20 protein-coding genes are annotated in these 26,723 nt (G+C 45.0%); 10 read left to right on the top strand and 10 right to left on the bottom strand.

All coding sequences use genetic code 11. The features are described 5' to 3' along the window. The first annotated feature begins 154 nt into the window (after window positions 1-154). The 6 genes from QUA16_RS19475 (at window position 155) to ureC (ending at window position 5,770) form a co-directional block, all read left to right on the top strand. Window positions 155-1,030, top strand: a complete 876-nt coding sequence (locus QUA16_RS19475) for an urease accessory protein UreD (RefSeq protein WP_333105347.1) — start codon at window positions 155-157, stop codon at window positions 1,028-1,030. Window positions 1,031-1,192: 162 nt separating this feature from the next. After that, window positions 1,193-1,495, top strand: coding sequence for an urease subunit gamma (gene ureA / locus QUA16_RS19470; protein ID WP_015179363.1), 303 nt, complete (start codon window positions 1,193-1,195; stop codon window positions 1,493-1,495). 33 nt (window positions 1,496-1,528) lie between these two features. Further along, window positions 1,529-1,840 carry an urease subunit beta gene (locus QUA16_RS19465; RefSeq protein ID WP_333105346.1) on the top strand — a complete coding sequence of 104 codons (312 nt, stop codon included), beginning with the start codon at window positions 1,529-1,531 and terminating at the stop codon, window positions 1,838-1,840. A gap of 156 nt (window positions 1,841-1,996) precedes the next feature. Further along, a complete protein-coding gene (locus QUA16_RS19460) occupies window positions 1,997-3,139 on the top strand; it encodes an AAA family ATPase (RefSeq protein ID WP_333105365.1) in 1,143 nt (380 codons plus the stop codon). Then, window positions 3,136-3,807, top strand: a complete 672-nt coding sequence (locus tag QUA16_RS19455) for a DUF4276 family protein (RefSeq protein WP_333105345.1) — start codon at window positions 3,136-3,138, stop codon at window positions 3,805-3,807. Before QUA16_RS19460 ends, QUA16_RS19455 begins: the two co-directional genes overlap by 4 nt. A gap of 73 nt (window positions 3,808-3,880) precedes the next feature. Next, window positions 3,881-5,770: an urease subunit alpha gene (ureC, locus tag QUA16_RS19450; protein WP_333105343.1), complete on the top strand. Its 1,890-nt coding sequence runs from the start codon at window positions 3,881-3,883 to the stop codon at window positions 5,768-5,770. A gap of 297 nt (window positions 5,771-6,067) precedes the next feature. On the opposite strand, the gene QUA16_RS19445 is transcribed toward ureC, so the two are convergent. From QUA16_RS19445 to QUA16_RS19400, 10 genes are all read right to left on the bottom strand, one after another. Further along, entirely contained in the window at window positions 6,068-6,697 is a 630-nt protein-coding gene (locus tag QUA16_RS19445) for a hypothetical protein (protein WP_333181301.1), read from the bottom strand. 234 nt (window positions 6,698-6,931) lie between these two features. Beyond that, complete coding sequence (locus tag QUA16_RS19440) at window positions 6,932-8,626, bottom strand: calcium-binding protein (RefSeq protein ID WP_333105341.1); 1,695 nt, start codon at window positions 8,624-8,626, stop codon at window positions 6,932-6,934. Window positions 8,627-8,996: 370 nt separating this feature from the next. Then, on the bottom strand, window positions 8,997-9,329 hold the full coding sequence (gene crn3 / locus QUA16_RS19435; protein ID WP_333105339.1) for a CRISPR-associated ring nuclease Crn3/Csx3: 333 nt from the start codon (window positions 9,327-9,329) through the stop codon (window positions 8,997-8,999). 171 nt (window positions 9,330-9,500) lie between these two features. Further along, window positions 9,501-10,430, bottom strand: a complete 930-nt coding sequence (locus tag QUA16_RS19430) for a DUF192 domain-containing protein (RefSeq protein WP_333105338.1) — start codon at window positions 10,428-10,430, stop codon at window positions 9,501-9,503. Window positions 10,431-10,449: 19 nt separating this feature from the next. Beyond that, window positions 10,450-12,303: an NAD+ synthase gene (locus QUA16_RS19425; protein WP_333105336.1), complete on the bottom strand. Its 1,854-nt coding sequence runs from the start codon at window positions 12,301-12,303 to the stop codon at window positions 10,450-10,452. An 87-nt stretch (window positions 12,304-12,390) separates the two neighbouring features. Then, window positions 12,391-12,684 (bottom strand): isochorismate lyase, encoded by a 294-nt coding sequence (locus QUA16_RS19420; protein ID WP_333105335.1) that lies wholly within the window; start codon window positions 12,682-12,684, stop codon window positions 12,391-12,393. A 70-nt stretch (window positions 12,685-12,754) separates the two neighbouring features. Continuing rightward, on the bottom strand, window positions 12,755-13,504 hold the full coding sequence (locus tag QUA16_RS19415; protein ID WP_333105334.1) for an NrtR DNA-binding winged helix domain-containing protein: 750 nt from the start codon (window positions 13,502-13,504) through the stop codon (window positions 12,755-12,757). Then, window positions 13,465-14,064 carry a nicotinate-nucleotide adenylyltransferase gene (locus QUA16_RS19410; protein ID WP_333105332.1) on the bottom strand — a complete coding sequence of 200 codons (600 nt, stop codon included), beginning with the start codon at window positions 14,062-14,064 and terminating at the stop codon, window positions 13,465-13,467. Before QUA16_RS19410 ends, QUA16_RS19415 begins: the two co-directional genes overlap by 40 nt. Before the next feature lie 238 nt (window positions 14,065-14,302). Next, the gene (locus QUA16_RS19405; RefSeq protein WP_333105331.1) at window positions 14,303-15,706 is read right to left on the bottom strand and encodes a nicotinate phosphoribosyltransferase; all 1,404 of its coding nucleotides are present in this window, start codon (window positions 15,704-15,706) and stop codon (window positions 14,303-14,305) included. 196 nt (window positions 15,707-15,902) lie between these two features. Continuing rightward, window positions 15,903-16,079: a hypothetical protein gene (locus QUA16_RS19400; RefSeq protein WP_333105330.1), complete on the bottom strand. Its 177-nt coding sequence runs from the start codon at window positions 16,077-16,079 to the stop codon at window positions 15,903-15,905. A gap of 126 nt (window positions 16,080-16,205) precedes the next feature. Between QUA16_RS19400 and QUA16_RS19395 the strand changes: the two genes are divergently transcribed. The 4 genes from QUA16_RS19395 (at window position 16,206) to QUA16_RS19380 (ending at window position 26,643) form a co-directional block, all read left to right on the top strand. Further along, window positions 16,206-16,355 (top strand): isochorismate synthase, encoded by a 150-nt coding sequence (locus tag QUA16_RS19395; protein ID WP_333105329.1) that lies wholly within the window; start codon window positions 16,206-16,208, stop codon window positions 16,353-16,355. A 767-nt stretch (window positions 16,356-17,122) separates the two neighbouring features. Then, window positions 17,123-18,403, top strand: coding sequence for a glycosyltransferase (locus tag QUA16_RS19390; RefSeq protein WP_333105328.1), 1,281 nt, complete (start codon window positions 17,123-17,125; stop codon window positions 18,401-18,403). A 129-nt stretch (window positions 18,404-18,532) separates the two neighbouring features. After that, window positions 18,533-25,618: an AAA family ATPase gene (locus QUA16_RS19385; protein WP_333181300.1), complete on the top strand. Its 7,086-nt coding sequence runs from the start codon at window positions 18,533-18,535 to the stop codon at window positions 25,616-25,618. After that, complete coding sequence (locus tag QUA16_RS19380; protein ID WP_333105326.1) at window positions 25,615-26,643, top strand: response regulator; 1,029 nt, start codon at window positions 25,615-25,617, stop codon at window positions 26,641-26,643. The genes QUA16_RS19385 and QUA16_RS19380 overlap by 4 nt, the downstream gene beginning before the upstream one ends. Window positions 26,644-26,723 lie beyond the last annotated feature (80 nt).

Here is a 26,723-nt window from a genome sequence, read left to right as displayed (position 1 = left end):
CCGATCTGACATTTGATAAATGTAAATTATTATACTAATAAGTGCAGAAACCAAAAATATTTTAGATAACGATTATCATTATTTAACTAATTGCAGGGAAGCGCCGCAGTCGTGGTATGTTTTTGATTGGGAATGTTTTTAAATTTAAAAATTAGTGACGGAAAATTTGACCAAACAACATATAGATCAAGTTGAAAATGGATGGCACGGCAGCCTGGATTTAGTCTACGCTAACCGCAGCGGTGCAACTCAAATCATTCACAATCAAATGCAAGCGCCCCTAAAGGTGCAGCGCCCGTTTTATCCTGAAGGTAAAGAGATTTGTCACAGCGTCATCTTGCACACGGCTGGTGGAGTTGTCGGGGGCGATCGACTTTCCAGCCATTTTCACCTCCAACCCAACGCCAAAGCCTTGATTACCAGCGCCGCTGCTAGTAAAATCTATCGCAGCAGCGGACTAGAATCACAACAAAATATTGACATCAAACTAGAACCAGGTGCTAATTTAGAATGGCTGCCACAGGAAACAATAGTTTTTGACGGCGCAATATATCGGCAAAATTTGCGGGTAGAATTAGCACCAACAGCGAGGATTTTACTGTGGGAAATTACCCGATTTGGACGCAGTGCTAGGGGCGAAAAGTTCTTGTCTGGAGAATGGATCTCGCACACCGAAATCTGGCAACAAAACAGCCCTTTATGGATTGACAGACAATTGCTCAAAGGTGGAGAAAAAATGCTCGAAAGTCCTCACGGCCTCGCAGGAAAACCCGTAGTCGCCACCCTCGCTTGGCTAGGCGAACCCGTTACAGCCGAACTCGTGGAAAAAGTGCGAGATTTGCCATCTGAGGCCACAGTTTATCCTGGTAATTCCACCGTCGGCGTGACTCGTATTCCTAACGGTTTGCTGTGCCGATATCGCGGTACATCCACCACCGCAGCTAGAGACTGGTTTGTCAGCATTTGGCACTTGCTGCGCTTATCTTTTTCACAACGCCCTTGCTGTTTGCCCAGAGTTTGGATAAAATAGGATGATCTTTGAGTTTCAATCTATAGTTGCCCTCCTAACTAGATTATTCATCTCTCTCTTCTCTGACTCTGCGCCCTCAGCGCCCTTTGCGGTTTAATCATTCAGAAACAACCGTAAACGATATCATAACCAAATAATGCGATCGCACTTACAAGAATAAAAATGCAACTCACCCCCCAAGAAAAAGACAAACTGCTGATTTTCACCGCCGCCCTGGTAGCAGAGCGCCGCAAACAAAGAGGTTTAAAATTAAACTATCCAGAAGCACTAGCCTACATTTCCGCCGCCATTTTAGAAGGAGCAAGAGATGGCCTCACCGTCGCCGATTTAATGAGTTACGGGACAACTCTCCTGACGCGGGAAGATGTGATGGAAGGGATACCAGAAATGGTGCATGAAGTCCAGGTTGAGGCGACTTTTCCGGACGGAACTAAGTTGGTAACAGTACACGATCCGATCCGTTAAAAAATTAACCACATAGACTCAGAGGAGGAAAAGATGATTCCCGGAGAAATGATTGTTTCAGCAGGCGAAATAGAATTAAATGCCGATCGCCCTACGCTGCGGTTGCTGGTAGGAAATAAAGGCGATCGACCCATTCAAATAGGTTCCCACTATCACTTCTATGAGGCCAACGAAGCCTTAGAATTTAATCGAGAACAAGCAAAAGGAATGCGATTGGATATTCCGGCGGGAACAGCAGTTAGATTTGAACCGGGAGATGAAAGGGAAGTTCAATTAGTGCCGTTTGTTGGTAGTCGTCAAGTCTACGGCTTTAATGGAAAAGTGAATGGTGAGTTAGATGGATGAGAGACAATTAGACTATTATAGGACTTACGCGAAAAACCCAGTTTCTGAGAAAAATTGTGCATCTATGCGATAGATATTGACAGAGAAACCTGGTTTTTGGCAGCCGTGCGTAAGTCCTGTATTATCAACAATATTACTAAAACGACAGGTAGCGAAATGACACCGCACTCCCGAATAACCTCAATCAAAATTCAGGGTTATAGACCATTCCGAGATTTTACTGCTCCATTGGAACCACTAGAAATTATTGTCGGAGCTAATGGTTCTGGGAAATCAAGCCTGTTTGAGTTTCTAAAATTTTTGACCCACAGTATGGAAAGCGAGATTCCTAACGAAATTATTAAGGGTTCTATCGGTCAACAGATTTTCCATATTCCCGGCTCAGAAAAGTTTGAATGGGAGCTGAAAATTGATACAGGTGAGTCTAATATCTCCTATCAAGGAGAACTCATGGGGCCGAGAAGCAATCCGCAAATTTCTTTCGAGCGAGTGGAGTCATCTCAACATTTGTTCATGGATATTAAAGGTACTGAAGGTTTGTATCGCGAACCAGGATATGCAGAGACAAACCGCGTATTTCCAAAACGCAATCAACTCGCACTCAGGACAATAACAAATCCAGATTTAGCAACTCTCTATAAACTACGAGAGTATATCGGGGGTTGGAAATTTTACAGTTCATTTAACATTGCTAATCACAAAATTCGCAAATCTGTTCTCATTGAACAAGAACCAGTGTTGGATGAAGATGCAGGCAATTTGAGTTCAGTATTACACTATTTAATGACTGAACATAGCGCCGTTTTTGATGACCTGCAACAACATTTACAATCAGTTATTCCAGGATTCAAAAAATTGACTGTAAAAGCTCGCGGCGGGCCTGGGGAAGTTATCGCATTTTGGCAGGAAAAGGGGATTAACCAGGATTTAAGTCTTGCGGATTTATCCGATGGTATTCTAAGATTAATTTGTTGGATTTGTCTTTGTTTGCACCCGAAACCACCCTCTCTAATTTGTATTGATGAGCCGGATCAAGGTGTTCATCCTCGGACACTCCCTCTTTTAGCAGGATTGTTTGAAAAAGCTGCTGAACGCACTCAGGTTCTTTTGGCTACTCATTCTTCTTATTTTTTAACCCAATTTGATATTTCCCAAATTGCTGTGATGCGAAAGGAGAATGGAGAATCAAAGTTTATTAAACCTGGTAATTCCAAAGTTTTAACAGATATGCTTGATGACTTTGGGACAGAGGAAATTGAAAAACTCCACCGCAGTGATGAATTGGAACTTCTACCATGAGGGTAATTATCTATGTAGAAGGGCCATCAGATAAAAATGCAATGGAAGCATTGTTAGTAAATTTGATTGACCAAAAATCTGAAGAAGGTGTCAGTATAGAGTTTTTTCCAATCAAAGGAGAGAACAATGATAGAGGAGGTGACGCTAAAAAAGAGTTGCTGCTGAATGCTCCAATAAAAGCTGTTAATATTCTTTGCAGGACTCCGAATTCAATTGTAATTCTGTTGCCAGACTTATATCCTAAGAATAAAGGGTTTCCCCATGAGACTTTTCAACAGCTAAAAGCTGGAATTATGGAGAATTTTTATCAAGCATTACAAAAGAAAGGTATTCAGGATGAACGTCTCAAAGAACGCTTCAAAGTTTTTTGTTTTAAATACGAAATGGAAGCTTTGATTTTGGCGGCTGAATCTGCATTACGAGGTAAACTAGGAGTTACTTCTCTAGCTGTCACCTGGACAATACCAGTAGAAGACCAAAATCACGATCGCCCCCCCTCGAAAATTGTAGATCAACTTTTCCGAGATTCTGGCAAAAAATACGATAAAAGGGTGGATCCACAATTGATACTAGGGAAGACTTGGTATCAAGAAATTGCCGAGAAATGTCCTCAATGTTTCAAACCATTTGTTGAGTTTATAGAAGGTATACAAACGGAAAATTTTTAGCATAAATTAATGTATACTCAAGCATTGGGGCAATGAGAAAAATTCTAGAAAATTTGATGAGGAGTGGATTAAAATGAGTTACAGAATGGATCGCCGCGCTTATGCGGAAACTTTCGGGCCGACTGTGGGCGATCGCGTCCGGTTAGCCGATACAGAATTATTCATTGAAGTTGAAAAAGACTTCACCACCTACGGGGATGAAGTTAAATTTGGCGGTGGCAAAGTCATTCGCGACGGCATGGGACAGTCGCCTATTTCTAATGCTGAGGGTGCCGTTGACACGGTAATTACTAATGCTTTAATATTAGACTGGTGGGGAATTGTTAAAGCAGATGTTGGGATTAAAGACGGCAAAATTTACAAAATTGGTAAAGCCGGAAATCCTTATATTCAAGATAGGGTAGATATTATTATCGGGCCGGGTACAGAAGTAATTGCCGGTGAAGGAATGATTCTCACGGCTGGGGGAATTGACACTCACATTCACTTTATTTGTCCGCAGCAAATTGAAGTGGCGATCGCCTCTGGAATCACGACAATGATCGGCGGTGGCACTGGCCCCGCAACGGGTACAAACGCCACAACCTGCACTCCTGGGCCTTGGCATATGTACCGAATGCTGCAAGCTGCTGACGCTTTCCCGGTAAATCTAGGGTTTTTAGGTAAAGGAAATAGCAGTCAACCCCAAGGATTAGTCGAACAAATCTTTGCCGGTGCAATGGGTTTGAAACTCCACGAAGATTGGGGAACTACACCAGCAACGATCGACACTTGTTTGAGTGTAGCTGACGAGTACGATGTGCAAGTTGCAATTCACACCGATACTCTCAATGAAGCGGGATTTGTGGAAGCTACAATTGCCGCATTTAAAAATCGCGCTATTCACACTTACCACACCGAAGGTGCTGGCGGCGGACACGCACCGGATATTATTAAAGTGTGCGGACAAGCTAATGTTTTGCCCTCGTCAACTAACCCGACTCGCCCTTACACTGTCAATACTTTAGAAGAACATTTAGATATGTTGATGGTTTGCCACCATTTGGATCGAGGCATTCCTGAAGATGTGGCTTTTGCTGAATCGAGAATTAGAAGGGAAACTATTGCTGCTGAGGATATTTTGCACGATATAGGTGCGTTTAGTATGATTTCTTCGGATTCTCAGGCGATGGGGAGAGTGGGAGAGGTGATTATTCGGACTTGGCAAACGGCACATAAAATGAAGGTTCAAAGGGGGAATTTGAACGGGCAAGATGCCCGTTCCACAGGGGGTTTATACGGGCAAGATGCCCGTTCCACAGGTGATTTATACGGGCAAGATGCCCGTTCCACAGGGGGTTTGGGCGGGCAAGATGCCCGTTCCACAGGGGGTTTGGGCGGGCAAGATGCCCGTTCCACAGGTGATTTATCCGGGCAAGATGCCCGTTCCACAGGAGGAGAAAATGACAATTTTCGGGTGAAGCGGTACATTGCGAAATATACAATTAATCCGGCAATAACTCACGGAATTAGTCAGTATGTCGGTTCGGTGGAAGAGGGGAAATTGGCGGATTTGTGTTTGTGGCGGCCGGCTTTTTTTGGGGTGAAACCGGAACTGGTAATTAAAGGAGGGGCGATCGCCTATGGGCAGATGGGAGATGCTAACGCCAGCATTCCGACGCCGCAACCGGTGCATATGCGGCCGATGTTTGGCAGTTTTGGCGGTGCGATTGGGGCGACTTGTCTGACGTTTGTTTCCCAAGCTGCGCGCGATCGAGATATTGCGGCACAGCTCGGTTTGCAAAAGCCCACTGTAGCAGTTTCCGGCACCAGACAAATTAGTAAAAGAGATATGAAACTCAACGATTATTTGCCACAAATGGAAGTCGATCCAGAAACTTATGAAGTCAGGGCGGATGGGGAATTGTTAACTTGCGAACCGGCAACAGTTTTGCCAATGGCGCAGCGGTACTTTTTGTTTTAACTGATATTTTGCACCATTTTCAGCAACAGGCAAGATTCCTGTTCCACAAAATATAAATTTTCTTGTGGAACAGGCATCTTGCGTCAGCAACAGGCAAGATTCCTGTTCCACAAAATATAAATTTTCTTGTGGAACAGGCCGGAAAGCCTGTTCAGAAAAGGCTAATTGAAAAGGGTGCAATATCTCAGTTTTAACCGATTATACAATCATGTAGGGGCGGGTTTTACCAACAATATTTGCCAAAAACCGACAATCTCAAAAACCCGCCCCCACCCAACGGCAAATTTTCATCTTACTTCATTCGGGATGTAATTTATTGTTAGAAAAATTGAGCGATCGCACTATCAAACCCTGACACAAAAACCAAAAATAAAGTGCAATATTAATCCCGCTCAACAGCTTCGGTATTCCCTCCAGCAAGCTCGAAACAATCTCGTTTTTTAAAGGCAGCGCTTCTGCAAAAAAGGCAACAAATAACAAACCAACGCCACTCAGCAGTAAAGGATAGGCAGTCGAGCGAATTTGTCTCCGAAAAGCTAATCCGTAGGCAATTGCCAGCACAGCGTAAAATATGACAATTGTCACTTTCGGAAAACCCGCACGTCCTAGATGAACATGGGTGCGAAAAACTTCATTGAATAGAAAGCAACCTGCAAACAGTGCCGAATATAAAATAAATCGATTTTCTGGGCGATCTGGTTGAATAATTCTCAGCAATCCAAAGGTAAAAGCGCACACCATTACCGATAAATAAAATAACATTTGAAACGCCAAAAAAAAGAAACCTGCAGCCGGATACGTGGCAGAGCAATGCGGCAAAAATAACCCTTTTACTGAAGAACCAAATAAAGTCAGACACGCCGTCACTAGCCCTACAAATACTACAGTTAGGCTGTTAAGAAACAACACTGTTCTGTAACTTGCCATAATTAATAACTAAGAGCTAACAACAGTATATTGCGCGTCAAACCATTTTTTGCTAGGGCTTGTACACGGGGGTTCAGAAACCGGGTTTTTTACGAAAATACTGCGTTGTGACCCGCAGATTCGGTAAAAAACCCGGTTTCTCTGTCGGAGTGCATAAGTCCCGATCGCGTTCTTTGAGTAAAGGTGAAATATTCGGTGAAAGGACAAAGCAGACAATTGAGCATCGGCAGATATCTAAACAGAGAGGAAATCTTCAGGGCCAATGAAATTGGGAGCAACGCCTATCAAAGAAGCTAAAACTTCACCGCTGCTGGCTACTCTAATTAATGTGCCGTTAGTTCCAGGGGAAATTGATAGCTGTCCGAAAGTCAAGCCGTTGATTAATTGAATGGTATCTTGAGAGTTGGCGAAATCAGAGATGGTATCAACTCCAAATCCCCCACCTAAAACAAATACATCGTTGCCCGCGCCACCGCCAAGATTATCGTTTCCCAAACCGCCGTTGAGGGTGTCAAAACCTTTTCCCCCAAACAGGTTATCGCTGCCGTCGCCACCATTGATGATATCGTTGCCCCGCAAACCAGTCAGCACGTCATCGCCTGCCAAACCGTTGATGGTGTCGCTGCCGGGAGTGCCTGTCAGGTTGTCGTTGCCGGGAGTGCCGTTGATGACGTTTGGAGGGTTATTGATGCCACCTGAAGTGTTGCCGGTGTCAGAAACAAAGATGTCGGTGGTATTGTTGGTATCCCCCGGCACGAGGTTGGATGCACCAGATGCAAACGCCACAAACCGCCCGTCGGCTGATATTAAGGGCCCAAATAACGCGTTGTCATACTGCCCCCGATCGCCTGCTGAATCTACAGAGACGCGGGTGATAGTATTGGTTGACAAGTCCCGCACGAAGATGTCCTGTTTATTGTTCGTGTCTCCCGGCACGAGGTTGGATGCAGCAGAAGAAAACGCCACAAACCGCCCGTCGGCCGAGATGGAGGGGTTGAAGGAGTTTTCGTCCCCCTGATTGCCTGCTGAGTTTACAGAGACGCGGGTGGTAGTATTAGTTGACAAGTCCCGCACGAAAATCTTAGCTTGGTTAAAAAAATTGTTAGTGTCTCCCGGCACTAGGTTGGATGCCTGAGATTGAAACGCCACAAACCGCCCGTCGGCTGAGATGGAGGGATTGGAGGAGTCGCTGTTCCCCGGATTGCCTGCTGAGTCTACAGAGACGCGGGTGGTGGTATTGGTTGACAAGTCCCGCACGAAGATGTCGTCGCGATTGTTCGTCTCTCCCAATCGGTTGGAGGCATAAGAAGTAAACGCCACAAACCGCCCGTCGGCTGAGATGGAGGGGGTGAGGGAGTCGCTGTTCCCCTGATTGCCTGCTGAGTCTACAGAGACGCGGGTGGTGGTATTGGTTGACAAGTCCCGCACGAAGATGTCGAACCGATTGTTAGTGTCTCCCGGCACTAGGTTGGATGCATAAGATTGAAAAGCCACAAACCGCCCGTCGGCTGAGATGGCGGAATTGTTGGAGTCGCTGTTCCCCTGATTGCCTGCTGAGTCTACAGAGACGCGGGTGGTGGTATTGGTTAACAAGTCCCGCAGGAAGATGTCCGGTTGATTGTTAGTATCCCCCGGCACTAGGTTGGAAAAAGATGCAAACGCCACAAACCGCCCGTCGGCTGAGATTGAGGGATTGAAGGAGTCGTTGTTTCCCTGAATGCCTGCTGAATCTACAGAGACGCGGGTGGTAGTATTGGTTGACAAGTCCCGCACGAAGATGTCGTTTTTATTGTTGGTGTCTCCCGGCACGAGGTTGAATGCCTGAGATTGAAACGCCACAAACCGCCCGTTGGCTGAGATGGAGTAAGCGTTGGAGAAGCCGTTCGCCTGATTGCCTGCTGAGTCTACAGAGACGCGAGTAATAGTCATAAGTCCTCACACTAAAATTGCAAGTTTGGTAAATTCACGAGTGTTCGATCGCCCCTAGCTTCTGACAAAAAAGATTCGCGGGTTTGTATGGCGATCGACTAATGTTTGTGAATAGACTTCTCCAAAAATTATATTATTGTGGCACAGGCATCCTGACTGTTCAAGACTTGCATTTCTGGAGCGGCATTCATAGCTGGATAGTCTGGTGCACAATAGTTCGGACTATTCACTCAACACGCTCTAATTTAATCGCGACTCTCCTGGATTTGTGGTGGAAACAGTAGTGTTAGCGTGTCGCTAACGCAGGTAATATGCCCCCACCAAAGCAAGTTTTATTTTTATTTATTATTACCTCAAACTCAGGAGAGTCTTAATCGCTTGGTAAACTCAATTTTAATACCTGTCCAACAGATACCTCGTGCTTGTGCGTCGCTACTACCACGGCACCTTCTAATCGCGGATCGTAACATCCCACCCAAGCTGCAGGATGACATTCGTGCACTAAATACCCATACAGCCAAATTGCTCCTCTACCTTCAATGACAATTCCTTGGCTGAATTGAACGTTTTGAGGAAGTTTCAAACCTTGTAAATCATCGGGTATGATGATACCGTCTTGAGTGGTAATTCGCAAGCGCAAATGTTGGTAAGCTAAACCGTCTTGAGTTTGATGGGGTATTATTTTTAATTCAATAGGATTCATTGGATGCACAAATGTTTAATGCTGCGATAAAATCATATCATGTCCCGTAGTATGGGTGGGGGCGGGTTTATTATATTGTAGATTATGGGCAATTATTGTTGGTGAACCCGCCCCTACAAAATTTAACATCATACAAGTCCGAATCAAACAGACATGATATCATCTACCTTTTTAGGGTAAATTGGGAATCCGATCGCCAACTTTGAGTCCCAATTGGGCCGCCCTTCCGCCTCTGAGTTCAATAACTCCGTCAACGGGAACATCGGGGCCGTAGTTGGGGCAGGTTTCGCTCAAACACGGCGGTACGTTAGGAATTATCGCCTGCACGATGCCTTCCCGCAGAAAAACCATATCGAGCTCAATAAACACGTTTTTCATCCAAAAACGCACGTTTCGCGCAGGTTCTATCGGGAAAAGCATTCCCCTGTCATCCGGCAATTCTGTGCGAAACATTAAACCTGTGGCTTGTTCTTGGGGAGTTTGCGCCACTTCCAGTCCGATCGCGCGATCGGCTATAATCGTGTTAACAGAAATTGGCAAAAGCTGACCCCTATCTAGTCCGCCAAACAGCGAAATAAAGTTGGATTCAGTCAGATTAGAATTTCCCGAAACAACTCCTAAATAATTACCCGAGTTTTTATCTTTCATAATAGTTTGGTTGTCGGAAACAGAAAGCTCTAAATCGCTAAAGTTCATGCCGTCTGTCAAGACAATTTTATCATTGCCGTCGCCAAAATCTGTAATTATATCGGCTTCAGTAATAGTAGAGGCGGCGGAGGTTTTTTCCATCACAAATAAATCCTCCCCCGCGCCTCCTGTCAAGATATCCCTGCCTTCGGCGCCTATTAGCAAATCGTGACCCCGATCGCCAAAAATCCAATCTTCACCTTGTCCTCCATAGATTGTATCGCTTCCCTGCCCACCAGACAGCGTATCAGCCCCTTCATTTCCTGCTAGCAAATCATTTTCCCGATCGCCAAAAATTCGGTCATTTCCCCCCAAACCTTGAATAGTGTCATTACCCGCAAATCCTCTCATCGTATCGTTGCTGAGAGTTCCCAGGAGAAAATCAAAGCCGAAAGTACCGTCGATGTTAACCATTTTGCGTTTAATGATGCGTTTAATAGAAGGAAGATTTGGCGATCGGCATCCGCCAACCGGTACCAAAAGCTCGATCGCTAATTTTCAAACCCGGGGCTGCTTGGCGCCGTTTAAACTCTGCTTGCCTCACTAATTTTACTACCCGTTTAACCACGGCTTCATCGTGTCCGGCAGCGACAATTTTTTGGGCAGATTCGTGATTTTCTATCAACCGATGCAAGATGTCATCCAAAACATCGTAACCCGGCAAAGAATCTTGGTCAATTTGGCCAGGTTTCAGTTCAGCACTCGGCGCTTTAGTAATAATATTAACCGGAATAATTTCCTTTCCCAGGGGTGGGCACGGGTGTGGGTACGGAGAGGGCGGGCACGGGGGCACCGCCCCTACATATCCGCCCGAATTCAGCCACCGACAAAGCGAATAAACGCGAGTTTTCGGCACATCGGAAATCACCGCCAATCCCCCATTCATATCCCCGTAGAGAGTGCAGTAACCCACCGCCATTTCCGACTTATTGCCCGTCGAAAGCAGCAAGTGTCCGAACTTGTTAGAAATTGCCATCAACAGATTGCCACGAATCCGCGATTGAATATTTTCCTCAGCAATCCCGAAAGTTGTATTGACAAACAAATTGGCTAGAGTGCGATCGTAAGTTTTCATTAAATCGCCGATGGGCAATAGTTCGATCGCGATGCCCAGATTTCGGGCTAATTCCACAGCATCATTAACCGAATGATCCGAACTGTAAGGAGAAGGCATCAACACCCCTAGAACATTTTCGGGCCCGATCGCGCAACTGGCGATCGCAGCCACCAAAGCCGAATCTATCCCGCCACTCAAACCGAGTACAACCTTAGAAAAACCGCACTTGCGAACATAATCTCGTACTCCCAAAACCAAAGCAGCCCAAATTTCTGCATCTCCCTCTGCCGGATGAAAACTCAAATCAGTTGTGGAACGGGCATCTTGCCCGTTGCCGCCGCTGCCAACGCCACTGCCGATCGAACCTAGTTTTTGTCGTCCTTCACCTAATCCCAAATCAGTTGTGGAACGGGCATCTTGCCCGTTCCCGCTGCCAACTAAATCTTGTTTAGCTGGGTCATATTCCAGCAGCGCCAAATCAGTTTCAAAAGAAGCCAATACCTGAATTAAATCACCCTTTCGATTCACAGCAAAACTGCTGCCGTCAAAAATAATATCGTCATTTCCGCCTACCTGATTAGCGTAAATAATCGGTTTCCCGCAGCGGATGACGCTGTGCTGCAACATCGCCGATCGCACTCCCCGCTTCCCCGCAGAATAAGGCGATGCCGACAAATTCACCACTAAATCTACACCCAATTTTGCCAAATCCGAAACAGGGTCGCCCGCGTAACTGCGTTTACCCCAAAACTCTTCATTGTTCCACAAATCTTCACAAATTGTAACGCCGATTTTGACTTGGCCAATACTAAAATAATGGCTGTTTTCTCCCGGTTCAAAATATCGGTCTTCATCAAATACATCATAAGTAGGCAACAAGCGTTTATGAAAAACTTGTTTGACCACGCCATTTTGCAACAAAACAGCGCTATTAAACAATGATTTTCCGCCGAGTTTAACAGCATTAGCATTAGGTAAGGCAGTGCCTGCTATGACTGCCAACTCCGGCGGCAAAGCTTGCGCCAGTTGCAGCAACTGTGCACCTGCATCTGCAATGAAACTCGGATTCATTAACAAATCGCGCGGCGGATAACCGATCAGGGAAAGTTCCGGTGTTAGCAATAAGTTTGCGCCCTCAACATCAGCTTTTTTCGCCGCCTCCAGAATTAGATTGGAGTTGCCCAAGATATCACCAATAGTAGGGTTGAGTTGTGCGATCGCAATTTTCATATTACCAAATCACTTAATAAATATTGCTAACAGTCCGCCCGCGCGGACTCACTTTCCTATAGTCCTAGATTTGAATGTAGCGAAAGATTACTTGGATTTGTAATGTTTCAACTCTTCCTCAATATAATAATTTACCAAATCCCGGTAAATATTTTCAACCACATCCGGATTCAAACCCGATTCTTGAGCCCACTCCCGCCGCTGCTGTAACATATCGTGAAAGCGATCGAACGATTTAACGCTAGCTTCACTCGTTTTGAACCTGGCGGCAGCGATGACGTATTGAAATCTCTTGCTCAAAGCCTCAATCACTTCTCGATCGATAATATCAATTTCCTCCCGCACTTCGTGAATATTAGCGCATTCATCAGGGTCTTTCATAGTCTGCACTCCTTAATAGCTTCTATTCTAATGTTACTAAATTGATCCCAGAATGTCATCCAAGTAACAGCTAGATAAACACCAACGGCTTATTTTTGAAAGGAGCAAACGCGGCCGCATCAAATCGGTACAAACTAGCAGGGCGGCCAGCCCCCCGCGAAACCTTAACACCGGTATCGCACAAAAAACCCAATTTTAACAATCGAGCTCTAAAATTAGAATAATCAGAAAAATTTTCCCCCAAAATAGTTGTATAAAGCTGATACAAATCGCTCAAAGTAAAAAGTTCCGGCAAAACTTCAAAAGCTACCGGGCTGTATTCAAGTTTGTTACGCAGTCGCCGGTATCCGTATTCGAGAATTTGATTGTGATCGAAGGCAAGCTGTGGAACTTGTTGCACGGGATACCAAGCAATGCCGCCGACGCGGTGGCCCACACCCGCCACTACACTCCCAGCAATTAACTCAGCTTCCTCAAAGCGAACCAAAGCAAAATAACTCACCGAAAGATAGCGATCGCCCCTGGTAAATTCCCGAGGATCGCGCCCCGGTTCTCCGAAAGTATACAATTGCTCCAGATACAAATTTTTTACCCGAATTTTCTCAGACAAAATCCGGTAAGCCGCATTTTCAAGAGACTCACCCTGACGCACCAAAGTACCGGGAAGACTCCAAGAATCGATAAACGGTTCGTCTTGCCGCATTACCAACAGCACCAACAAGCGGTTCTGCACGGCATCGACGGAAAAAATCACATTATCTACTCCTACTTTAAAGTCAGCTAATGAGCAACCTTCGCCCTTTTTCGTGCCTCGTGCCATGCGTACAAATGCTCCCTATTGATGTAATCTTCGATGGTCGGAGTCAGGGCTTGGGTGTCTCCTGTTTCCCGATAGAAGGTAGAAGAAACATTGGGACCATTCAAAGATGCGATCGCCACGTCTGCACCCATGCGCCTCAACTGCCACAAATCTAATTGTTCTGACGGATAACCCGGTCGCGGTACTATCAGCAAGTCCACTTGTTTTAACAATTGTTCAAATTTGTACCAGCGAGACAGTTGCCCCACCAAGTCCGAACCTATTACCAGCGTCAAATCTGCATTCGGCCACAGCAATCTTGCTTGTTCCACAGTTTCCACCGTCCTCGGACTGCTGAGTTCTGGATGCAAGCAAAGATTGTGTCTGGGCGAATTAATTTCTTGAATCATTAACAGCAGCATTGCCGATCGGTGTTCTAGAGAAGTCTGGTGCGACTTAAAAGGATTGTCCGACGCCCAAACAGCGACCCAATCAAAATGTTGCGAAAGCCAACTCAGAATAGTTTTGTGTCCTGCTGTGGGTGGATCGGCACTTGTTCCAAAAAGAGCAATCTTCTGCATAGGGAATCGGTAATTGTTGACTGTTGATTGTTGACTGTTGACTGTTGACTGTTGATTGTTGACTGTTGACTGTTGATTGATGATATCATGTCCGATCGATTGACCATAATATCCCGGCCGGGCGGGTTTTTGAGATTGTCAATTATTGGCAGATATTATTGGTGAACCCGCCCCTACCTGATGAAGGGTAATCGACCGGACATGATATGACTAATGACTACTGACTAATGACTACTGACTACTGACTCTTTTTCGTTTTTTGGGTGAGACTCTGCAAATCTGTAGAAATTTCCACAGGCGGCGAAATCGGGTTGTCAAGTTGGCGAGTTTCGGGGCGAAGACTGGCGACAGAAGCAGCAGTTCGTTTGGCGATATCGTCCAAACTTTCCGGCTTCTCCACTCGTTTTCCCTCCTTGACAACCAACTCCATTAATGGTAAGTAAGAATCGCAATTGTGAAGATTTTCTCCTGACAATCCCAAACAATCTCCGAGAATTTGCCCATTTTCAATATGTCTAAAAATTTGCTTTCTTCCTGGATATGTTACCTTGCCGCTTGCCTCTTTCATCACCGGAATTCCGTCAATTTCCACCAACTTATAAACACCGTTCACAGGGGAACCGCTGACCAACTTGGTTCCCAAACCGTAACCGTCAATGCAAGCGCCGCTACTTTTTAATTTAGCAATTTCTCGATCGTCCAAATCGCCACTAGCAAAAATTGGAACGCCCGGAAGGATCGATCGAACTTCCCGAGACAGCACCGCCAAATCGCCCGAATCCAGCCGCACGCCTTCCAACAGCATTTCACCGCTGTTTACTCGATCGGCCAACATCCGCGCCGCCGCCACAGTATCATAAGTATCGATCAGCAGCGGCGCCCCCGGAAAATAGCGGTGAAAAGCTGCAAACGCCTGATTCTCACTGCCTTCGAGAGCCGCCACAGCCATTACCAAAGCATGGGCGATCGTACCGACAGGCTTGCGGCCCAACTTCAAAGCAGCCAAAACATTAGAAGTTCCATCGAACCCCGCAGCCAGGGCAGCCCTAGCCGCCCAAACAGCAGCTTGAGGCCCAAAAGCCCTGCGCGTCCCGAATTCCAGCAACTTAGCCTCTGGGCCCGCCGCATCCCGCAGCCGCGCTGCCCGCGTCGCAATCAAAGTTTGATAATTTATGGCATTCAATAAATAAGTTTCCACTAACTGAGCCTGCCACAGAGGAGCCTCAATTCGCAGCAGAGGCTCGTTGGCAAAAACCGCCGTCCCCTCCGGCACCGCCCAAACATCGCCAGTAAAACGGGCGGTGGCGAGTAAAGTCCAAAATCGCTCTCCTGCACCGGCAAAAATCCCAGTGGACTGCAAAGCCTCAATTTGCGTCGGCGAAAACCGAAATTTTTCCAAATAATCGATAACTTGAGCCAAACCCATCGCGATCGCGTAGCCAAAACCCTCTGGCAGCCTGCGCGCGAATAATTCAAAACTCGCGGCCCGCCCGTCGAGCCCTTCCCCGATGTAACAAGCGGCCATCGTTAGCTGGTAGAGATCGGTCAAAAGGCTGTAATCTGCTGAAGAAACCGTCAGTTCCCGGTCTTCTAAGATTTCTTCAAAACCTGTGAGCTGCAGGCTTTCTGTGGTAGTTTTCATAAAAAAACCCCGGACAAACTTATTTTTCTTAATTATAGTGACAAATACCATATCTTTTTGTAAATTTTTGATAAAGATTGCAGATATTTGTCGGAAAAATTCGCTGATTATGCCCTTTAATAGCGGATTTCGGTTAATTGGTAGATTAATATTATGGTAAAACCCATATAAATACTTAATTTAACAAACTCAGGAATTAAGCATAAACACTCAAGCGTTGCGGGTTTTTTGCGAAAATATTTCGTTGCAGCCCTTGAATAGAGTTAGACAACCCGGTTTCTGAGCGTCGGGAGGGCGATCGCGACTGCTTGAGCTTAGCAAGGAAAAATCTACCACCAAAAGGTCGATCGTCCAAAAATGCGTAATTTCTCAAAGCTTCAGCTTGCTTAATTGTTGCAGACCAATAAGTAATTCAAATAAATATTGCTAAACTCATCCACAGCCCAAAAATCCGAGTAATATTAAAAGTATCAGAACCCAGACTAGAGAGGCAGATTCTATGAATCTTTCTAAATCTTTGGCAAACGCGATGCGTTACATTTCGGAAGCAGCGGTGCGGATTTTTAGCCCCAGCGATGACAACTATCCCAATAGTGGAGTTCAACCTTTTGAAGGTAAGCTTTCCAAAAGTTCTAAATCCAAAGAATGAACAGCCATTCCCGCCGTTTCTAGCGAGTTCGGCACAGGCATTCAGTTTAACAGTCAACGGTTAACAATTAACTGTTGACTGTTAACTTTTGAGTTTTGATTTTGACCGAAAGCATCCAGGATACAAGCCCCCGGATTCATTCCTTCGCAGACTCAGGACGGAGAAATCAAAAACCTGTATCCGATGAAGCTTGCCCCCCGAATTTATCCGTGGGGTCAATGCTTCAATCTAAAATCTAAAATCTAAAATCGATTGACTGTTAATAGTAATTGTAGGTGCGGTTTCTCTTCGTTCTACCCAACCTACAATTACCAATCACCAATTACACTGAACTTCCCCACTAGACAAAAGGTATATTCAGTGTAGATTAAGCTTTTTAAAGAAAGATTCGGGCGTCCGGTTTACTGCGTATAAGTTAGAGAAACACAAGCAAAACTAGAACCTTTTGTTGCACTGGGGTTGGTTCAGTAATCTTATCAAAAACAAAACTAGCACCCTGAATAGTTGATTGAATTTGATTGTGAGCTAGAGTACCCAAATCCGCTAGTAACTAACCTTTAGTTGAGGAGATTACCTGAACTTTTGGCTAGGTATCGCAGATCGCATACAACTATATACTGGTAACACTCTCTTGCAATGACTAAAGCCTGCGTCCCATTCCTGAGTTTCTCCAAGCGATCGCCCCAACTGCCCAACGCCCAACAAAAACCCCTCACACCGCCCATTAAATGCTAAAACAAGTTTAAACTCACACGGAGCCTTAACTCATGACCCACTTTGGCATTCTCTGTCCAGCCGAGACCGGCCACCTCAACCCCATGACAACATTAGGCTGCGAACTGCTTCGCCGAGGTCATCGAGTCACGGTATTTGGCTTCCTTGATGCTCAAGCCACAACCTTAGTCAGCGGATTAGAATGCCAGTCATTAGCTGAAGATGAATTTCCCCTCGGCTCAAACGCAGAAGAGTTTACCCAACGAGGAAAACTCAGCGGACTGGCTGCCTTGCAATATAGTCTTAAAGCAGGTCATAAAAAATTAGCTGCTATTCTCAGAGACGCGCCAACCGCTATTAAACAAGCTGGTATAGAAGCTCTAGTCGTAGACCAAATTTCAATTGAAGGAGGAACAATTGCAGATTTTATAAACATCCCTTTTGTAACTGTATGCAGTGGGTTGATGCTGAATCGAGAACCCAACATTCCTCCGATTGTGACTACTTGGCAATACAGTCCAACTTGGAAAGGGCGCTTACGCAACCAAATCGGCTATCAGTTACTTAATTTTCTTACCAAACCGATTAGAGAGACGATCGCCGAATATCGCGAAGAGTGGAAATTACCTCTCTACTCTCACCCAAATGATGCTTACTCTAAACTCGCTCAACTCAGTCAGCTACCGCCTGAATTTGATTTCCCGCGGCAACAATTACCTCCACATTTCCATTTCACCGGCCCTTATTACAACCCAGCAACGCGCAAACCAGTGCCTTTTCCCTTTGAAAAATTAACCGGTAAACCATTGATTTATGCCTCTATGGGAACTATTCAAAATCGCTTGTTGGATGTTTTTCAAATTATCGCCTCTGCTTGTGAAGGATTAGACGCTCAATTGGTAATTTCTCTGGGAGGTGGCGCGAGTCCCGAATCTTTGCCGCCCTTGCCGGGAAATCCGATCGTTGTTGGCTATGCACCGCAATTAGAGTTGCTGCAAAAAGCGACTCTCACGATTACTCACGCCGGGATGAATACAACTTTAGAATCTTTGAGCAATGGAGTCCCAATGGTAGCAATTCCTGTGGCTGTTGACCACCCGGGAGTGGCGGCGCGGATTGCTTATACGGGTGTTGGCGAAGTGGTTTCTTTGAAGGAATTGAGCGTTTCTAAAGTCCGATCGGCAATTGAGAAAGTCCTAACCCAAGAGTCGTATAAACAAAGGGCGATCGAGATGCAAGAGGCGATCGGGCGATCGGGAGGAACTAAACGCGCCGCTGATATTATCGAACAAGCTGTATTGACTGGGAAACCTGTCTTGGCTTCTAAAATCTAAAATCTAAGATGTGGAGTCAAATCTAAAATCTAAAATCTAAAATCTAAAATCGACTGATGGCTCACGCACCTCTGGTGTGAGGAGCAAATTTATGCTATGTTCGACTGCAAAGTTGACCGCAGGCTGAATATGCTCACTTTTCCTGGCGTTGAAGTCACAGAGCTCATCTACGAAAGCGCAAACTCCCTGGTTTACCGAGCATTCCGACAACCCGACAGTCTCCCCGTCGTGCTCAAAGTCCTTAAAGAAAATTATCCCACACCCCAAGAACTCGCCCGCTATCGCACAGAGTATAAAATTACACAATCTCTGAATCTGACTGGCTGTATCAAAGCCTATGATTTGCAGCCATATCAAAACACGCTGGTGATGTTTGTCGAGGATTTTGGCGGCGAATCCTTGAAAATTTGGATGCAGCAGCAAAAATTTAGTATTGAAGAATTCTTGCGAATTGCGATCGCCACTACAGAAAGTTTACAACAAATTCACAGCGCCCACATCATTCACAAAGACATTAACCCTTCAAATATTGTCTTCAATCCAGCTAGCGGAGAACTCAAAATTATCGATTTTGGCATTTCCACGCAGTTAACGCGCGAGAATTACACCATCAAAAATCCCAACATTTTAGAGGGAACTCTTGCTTATATGTCGCCGGAACAAACCGGCAGAATGAACCGCAGTTTAGATTACCGCACGGATTTTTATTCCCTGGGGGCTACCTTTTACGAACTGCTGACAAACAAATTGCCTTTTGACACTCAGGATGTGCTGGAATTGGTACACAGTCATCTTGCTAAACAGCCCTTATCTCCCTGTGAGGTGAATCCCGAAATTCCGCAAATTGTTTCCGATATTGTGATGAAGTTGATGGGGAAAAATGCTGAGGAGCGGTATCAAAGTGCGATCGGCATTAAAGCGGATTTAGAAGAATGCTTAAATCAACTGCACAGCAATAACAATATATCCTTTTTTTCGCTAGGATGTCAAGATATTTCTGATCGCTTTCAAATCCCGCAAAAACTTTATGGCAGAGAGCGAGAAATTGATAGTTTACTAACAGCTTTTGAAACAGTCAGCAGTCACAGGCAAGATGCCTGTGCCACAAGCAGTCACAGGCAAGATGCCTGTGCCACAAGCAGTCACAGGCAAGATGCCTGTGCCACAAGTGGACATGGGGAAGATGCCTGTGCCACAAGTGGACATGGGGAAGATGCCTGTGCCACAAGCAGTCACAGGCAAGATGCCTGTGCCACAAGTGGACATGGGGAAGATGCCTGTGCCACAAGTGGACATGGGGAAGATGCCTGTGCCACAAGCAGTCACAGGCAAGATGCCTGTGCCACAAGCAGTCACAGGGAAGATGCCTGTGCCACAAGTGGACATGGGGAAGATGCCTGTGCCACAAGCAGTCACAGGCAAGATGCCTGTGCCACAAGCAGTCACAGGGAAGATGCCTGTGCCACAAGTGGACATGGGGAAGATGCCTGTGCCACAAGCAGTCACAGGCAAGATGCCTGTGCCACAAGCAGTCACAGGGAAGATGCCTGTGCCACAAGCAGTCACAGGCAAGATGCCTGTGCCACAAGCTCAATGATGCTGATTTCGGGATATTCTGGTATCGGCAAATCAGCTTTGGTGCAAGAATTATACAAACCGATTACTCAACATCGCGGTTATTTTATCTCCGGTAAATTTGACCAATATCAGCGCAATATTCCCTACAGCGCCATTGTCAATTCTTTTCAGGATTTAGCAAAACAACTGTTAGCAGAAAGCGAAGCCAATCTCAAAGAATGGCGGGAAAAGTTATTAGACGCATTGGGAATTAACGGTCAAGTTATTATTGACGTAATTCCCGAAATTGAATTAATTATCGGCAAGCAACCCGCCCCGCCAGAATTGGGTGCGGCAGAAGCGGAAAACCGCTTTAATTTTGTGTTTCAAAACTTCATTAAAGTCTTTACCAAACCCGAACATCCTCTGACAATATTTATCGATGATTTGCAGTGGGCTGACGGGGCATCTCTGAAACTGATGCAACTGCTGATGAATGCTTCGCCAGCGGGACTGTTTTTAATTGGAGCTTATCGGGATAACGAAGTTTCTGCGGCTCATCCGTTAATGCTAACAATTGAAGAGATTGTCAAAAATGGGGCAAAAGTCGATCGCATTTTCCTGTCACCTTTGGATTTATCCTCTGTTACTCAACTGATTTCTGATGCCCTGAATTGCCCGGAAGCAAGAGTCAACTCCCTTGCCGAATTAGTGTTTTTCAAAACGGGCGGAAATCCTTTCTTTATGAATGAATTTCTCCAATCGCTTTATACAGAAGGACTCTTACAATTTGACTTTACCCCCAGGGCTGTTTCGGGGCAACCACGGGGGGATTGCCCCTACGAAAAACCAGGGTTTTGTAGGGGCGGTGCCCCCGTGCCCGCCCAGCCCATAGAGGATGGGGTAGGGGTTTCAAATATCGGGGATCTTCACGAGGGATTGCCGCTACAAGAGAATGAAGCAGCCCAGCCTCACCAAGGGGGGACACAGGGGAGTTGGCAGTGGAATTTAGAAGAAATTCAAGCGAGAAATTTCACTAATAATGTTGTCGAATTGATGGCTAGCAAAATTCAACAACAGTCACAGAATACGCAGGAAACGTTAAAGATAGCAGCCTGCATTGGCAATCAATTCGATCTGAAAACCCTCGCCTCACTTTGCAAAAAATCTGTGGAACAAACTGCGGATGATTTGTACGCAGCCGTTGCTGAAAATTTAGTCGTGTTGCTGGGGAATATGGGAGATGTGGAATTAGAAATTGCCGGAAAATTACCCAGTACGCAATCCGTAGAATACAAGTTTGTTCATGACAGAATTCAGCAAGCGGCTTATTCTTTAATCCCCGATACCCAAAAACCCGCTACCCATTATCAAATCGGAAAAATACTGCTACAACAAACGGCGTCCGAAGCTAGAGAAGATACCATTTTTGGAATCATCAATCAATTAAATTATGGAACAGCTTTAATTACCTCACAAACAGAGCGAGATGAATTAGCCCAACTCAATCTGATTGCCTGTCGCAAAGCCAGAAGTGCTACCGCCTATCAAGCGGGTCGTGAATACGCTAGCACAGGACTATCAATGCTGGGAGAAAATCCTTGGGCTAGACAATATAAAATGACTCTATCATTCCATAACTTAGCGGCGGAATTGGCTTTGCTGTCTGGTGACTTTGATGCAATGGAACAGGTCATTGAGAAGGTCATTGCCCACGCACGATCGTTACTAGAACAGGTTAATGTTTACCGAATTAGAATTGAGTCAATGGTTTTCCGGAGTAACCTGGATAAAGCTCTTGTCGTGGCTCAACAATTCTTTCAACAGTTGGGTATTATCTTTCCTGACCCACCCACACCGCATGATATTCAACAGGCAATTGCAGAGGTGGGAGAACTGATGAAAGACCGAGAAATCGAAGATTTTCGTCACATGCCTCAGATGACGGATGGCGAAAAAATTGCAATTGTGGATATGGTTAGTAGCGTCCTGCCAGTAACTTACTTATCTGGTTCTCCTTTATTGCCCTTATTGGTTTTACTGTCAGTCAAGCTATCCATTCAATACGGAAATACGTCGAGTTCAGCCATGGGTTATACGTACTATAGCGTTATTGCCTGTAATCTTTTAAAAGATGTGGATACAGCAGTAAAATTTTGTCAGTTGGCACTCCATGTCGTCTACCAACTCGATGCCAAAGCTATCAAAACCCAGGTTTTAAATATAGTAGGAAACTTCATCTTACACCGCCAATTACACCTCAAAGAAACATTGAAATTTCTGCAAGAGAACTATACAAGTACCATAGAATTTGGTAAGTATGCGTGGGCAGGATATAATGCATATCTTTTTTGTTTCAATTCTTTTTGGTGCGGTAAACCCCTTGTCACCTTGAAGCCAAAAACCCGCGCCTACTACAATAGTTTGATGCAATTAAACCAAGTGGCAACAGGTAATGGGTGTCGGCTGCTTTGGCAATTTATCTCAAATTTACTAGGAGCTACGGAGCCGCCTAGTACGTTGTCTGGGGAACCTTTCCGAGAATCTGAATCCATACCCCTATGGTTGTCTATCCATAATCGGCTTCAGATGTGTGTCTTCTATTTATTTAAGCTGATTCTTTGCTACCTGTTTGGGGAGAGCGAATCAGCTCAAAGCCATGCCGTTGAGTGCAGACGCCATTTAATCGTTGTTGCTGGAATGACTAATGAACCTCAGTTTTATTTCTATGATTCTTTGAGCGTTCTAGTACAGTTGATCCCAGAATCAGAAGAGATATCAGAAGTTTTAGAGCGGGTAGAAAAAAATCAAACAGAACTGCAACAGCACTGGGCAAAATATGCGCCTATGAATTACCAGCATAAGGTGGATTTAGTAGCAGCAGAAAAATGTCGGGTTTTTGGACAAAAATTAGAAGCTATCGACTTGTACGATCGCGCTATTCAAGGAGCCAAAGAAAATGAATACATCCAGGAAGCCGCCCTTGCTTATGAACTAGCAGCTAAGTTTTATTTATCGATAGGTAAAGAACTAACAGCCAAAGCTTATATGCAGGAAGCTCGTTACTGCTATCAACTCTGGGGTGCGGCGGCTAAAGTTAAAGATTTAGAAACGCGATATCCCCAGTTATTTGTGATAAATCAGCAGAAAAATCAAGAAATCTCAACCACTACCTCAACTACGGGCAGCCGTTCTAGTTCTTCCTTAGATATCGCTACAGTCATGAAAGCTTCCGAGGCAATTGCGGGGGAAATTGTACAGGATAAATTACTCTCGCGATTGATGAAAAATTTGATTGAAAATGTCGGCGCTCAAAAAGGCTATTTGATTCTAAAAAAGCAGGGTCAATTGGTGATTGAAGCTGAAGGTGCAATCAATGATGAACGGATAACAGTGTTGCAATCTGAGCCTGTTGAAAATTTCCCGGAACTTTCCGAAACAATTATCAATTATGTCGCTAGAACTAAAGAAAATGTGGTGTTAAATGATGCCACTCGTGAAGGCAACTTTACGAATGATTCTTACATCAAAGCACGTCAGCCCAAGTCTATTTTGTGTGCGGCTTTGATGAATCAAGGTGAACTGGCTGCAATTGTTTATCTCGAAAATAACCTCACCGCCCAAGCTTTTACTCCCGATCGCCTGGAAGTTTTGCAATTGTTATCGGGACAAGCAGCGATCGCACTTACTAACGCTAAACTCTACACAGAAGTAAAAGAACGCGAAAATCGGCTGACTCAATTTATCAATGCTATGCCCATCGGGGTAGCCGTGCATGACACCACCGGACAAATTACCTACGCAAATCAGACAGCACATCAACTAAGTGCCATTCCCACAATACCCGAAGCAAATACTGAGAAATTAGCAGAAGCTTGTCAACTGTATCTCGCGGGAACTAACGAGTTATATCCCACCGCACAAATGCCAATCGTGCGTTCTTTGGCGGGTGAAACGGTCAAAGTAGATGATATAGAGTTCCACCGACCTGATAAAATTGTTTCCTTGGAAGTTTCTAGCACTCCAATTGTCGATGAAACTGGTAAAATTAATTATGCGATCGCCACATTTCAAGACATCACCGATCGCAAACAAGCCGAAAAAGTTTTAGCCGATTACAACCGCACTTTAGAACAGCAAGTGAGCGATCGCACTCTCGAACTCCAGCGAGAAATCATCGAACGACAACGAGCCGAAGACGCCGCACAAGAAGCCAACCGAGCAAAAAGTACATTCCTCGCAAATATGAGCCATGAATTGCGGACTCCCCTCAATGCAATTCTCGGATTTTCCCAATTAATGAATCGCGGTTCTAACCTATTGCAGGAACAGCAAGAACACCTGAGTATTATCACCCGCAGCGGAGAACATTTGCTCGAACTGATTAACCAAGTATTAGATTTGTCCAAAATAGAAGCGGGACGCACGACTCTCAACGAGACCAATTTTGACCTCCACCGGCTGCTGGACGACATCGAAAATATGTTCAAACTTCCGGCCCAAAATAAGGGATTGCAGTTATTAGTAGAGCGGATGCCCGACGTGCCACAATATGTGCGAACTGATGAAATAAAATTGCGCCAAATCTTGATCAACCTGCTTTCTAACGCGATTAAATTTACCTCGGAAGGCGGCATTCATGTAAAAGTTAAAAATCAGGATTTTGCTCAGAAAATCAGCTTTGAGATTGAAGACACAGGAGATGGAATTGAGGCTAGTGAATTAGACAAGATATTTGAAGCTTTTGTTCAAACCAAAACTGGGGAAGAATCGCAACAAGGAACAGGATTAGGTTTAACGATCGCACGTTCTTTTGTACACTTAATGGGCGGTGAAATGACAGTCAGTTCTCGTGCGGGATGCGGTACTATTTTCAAATTTGACATTAAAGTTAATGCAGTTGAAAGTGCCGATCGCCAACGGGAACAGCCAACTAGACGAGTTATGGCGATCGCACCCAATCAACCCCGCTATCGAATTCTCGTTGCAGACGACGCTTTTGACAACCGCCAACTGCTAGTCAAACTGCTTTCTGCGATCGGTTTTGAAGTCTACGAAGCCCAAAATGGGAGAGAAGCAATAGAAAAGTGGGAGCAATATTCGCCGCACTTAATCTTTATGGATATGCGAATGCCGGTGATGGATGGGTATGAAGCAACCAAACAAATTAAAGAGGGCAACCACAGGGGGATTGCCCCTACGGAAAACGAGGATTTTGTAGGGGTAGTGCCCCCGTGCCTACCCCAGACAGCAATTATTGCTATAACAGCAAGTAGTTTTGAGGAAGAGAAAGCCATTGTCCTTTCTACCGGGTGCGATGATTTTATTCGCAAACCATTTAGAGAAGCAAACATATTTGATGTTCTGCACAAATATATCGGGGTACAATTCGTTTTTGAAGAACTAAATGCTGCCCCCAGTTTCACAGAAAATGAAGTCAATGTATTGACAAAAACCGCTTTTTCTGAATTACCTCCTCAGTTAGTAGCCAATCTCCAGCAAGCCATTAGCAACCTCGATTTAGAACAGATGCAAACAGTCATCAGTCAAATTCGCGAAATCAATCCGCCCTTAGCTAGGGCAAGCGCCGCTTGCATTAAAAATTTTCAGTACGAACAGTTGCTAAATTTAATACACACATTAAGGGATGAGACATGAACAAAAACCTCAGTTTTACCCGCGAAGAAAGTATTTTAGTGATTGATGATTGTCCGGAGAATTTAAAACTTTTAAGCGGGATACTATCTGTCGCTGGGTATAAAGTTCACCTAGCTCCCAGTGGGAAATTAGCTCTAAACTTTATCAATGCCAACTTACCCGACTTAATTTTACTCGATATTATGATGCCTCACATGGATGGCTATGAAGTCTGCGCTCAGCTCAAAGCTACTCCGAAAACTCAAGATATTCCAATAATTTTTATCAGCGCTTTGCAAGAAGTTTTCGATAAGGTAAAAGCCTTCTCTGTGGGCGGAATAGACTACATTACAAAACCTTTTCAACAACAAGAAATTTTAGTGCGCGTGGAAAATCAATTGCGTCTGAGAAGGCTGTCTAAACAACTCATAGACCAAAATATTTTAGAAGAGCGCAACCGCATGGCGCGGGAAATTCACGACACTTTAGCGCAAACTTTTACAGGCATCATCATACATTTGGGAGCCGCCGAACGGGTAATAGCAGCGAATCCCGAACAAGCACAAGCACACATGAAAACAGTCTGCGAATTGGCTCGCTCTGGACTTGCTGAAGCACGGCGATCCGTAGAATCTTTACGCCCCCAACTGTTAGAAGATGGCGACTTGTATAGCGCTCTCAACCAAATTGCCAAACAAATGTCATCAGATACTGATACGCACACTATTTTTGAAGTGGTTGGCACGGCATATTCCCTACCATTAGAGGTAGAAAATAACCTGTTGCGGATCGGGCAGGAAGCATTAACAAATATTTTCAAATATGCACAAGCTACAGCGATCAAAATTGAGTTGGTTTACGAAACATCCAAGTTTATTTTGCGGGTGAAAGACAACGGAGAGGGATTTGATACAGAAAGTATCTGTTTTAGGAATGGCTTTGGTTTATTGGGCATGAGAGAACGCGCCGATCGCATTAACGCGCAGCTAACTGTAAACAGTCGCCCCGGAAACGGAACAGAAGTTATAGTTTCAGTTAATCGCTAGTAAACTAAGGAATGAGAATTAAATAACTTCCACAAGTTTGTGGGATGGGCGTCCCGCCCGTCCTTTTTGGACGGGCGGGA

Origin of the sequence: Microcoleus sp. S13_C3 (genome assembly GCF_036700905.1) — a bacterium.
GTDB lineage: Bacteria > Cyanobacteriota > Cyanobacteriia > Cyanobacteriales > Microcoleaceae > Microcoleus.
This window is presented reverse-complemented; position numbering and strand designations above follow the sequence as displayed.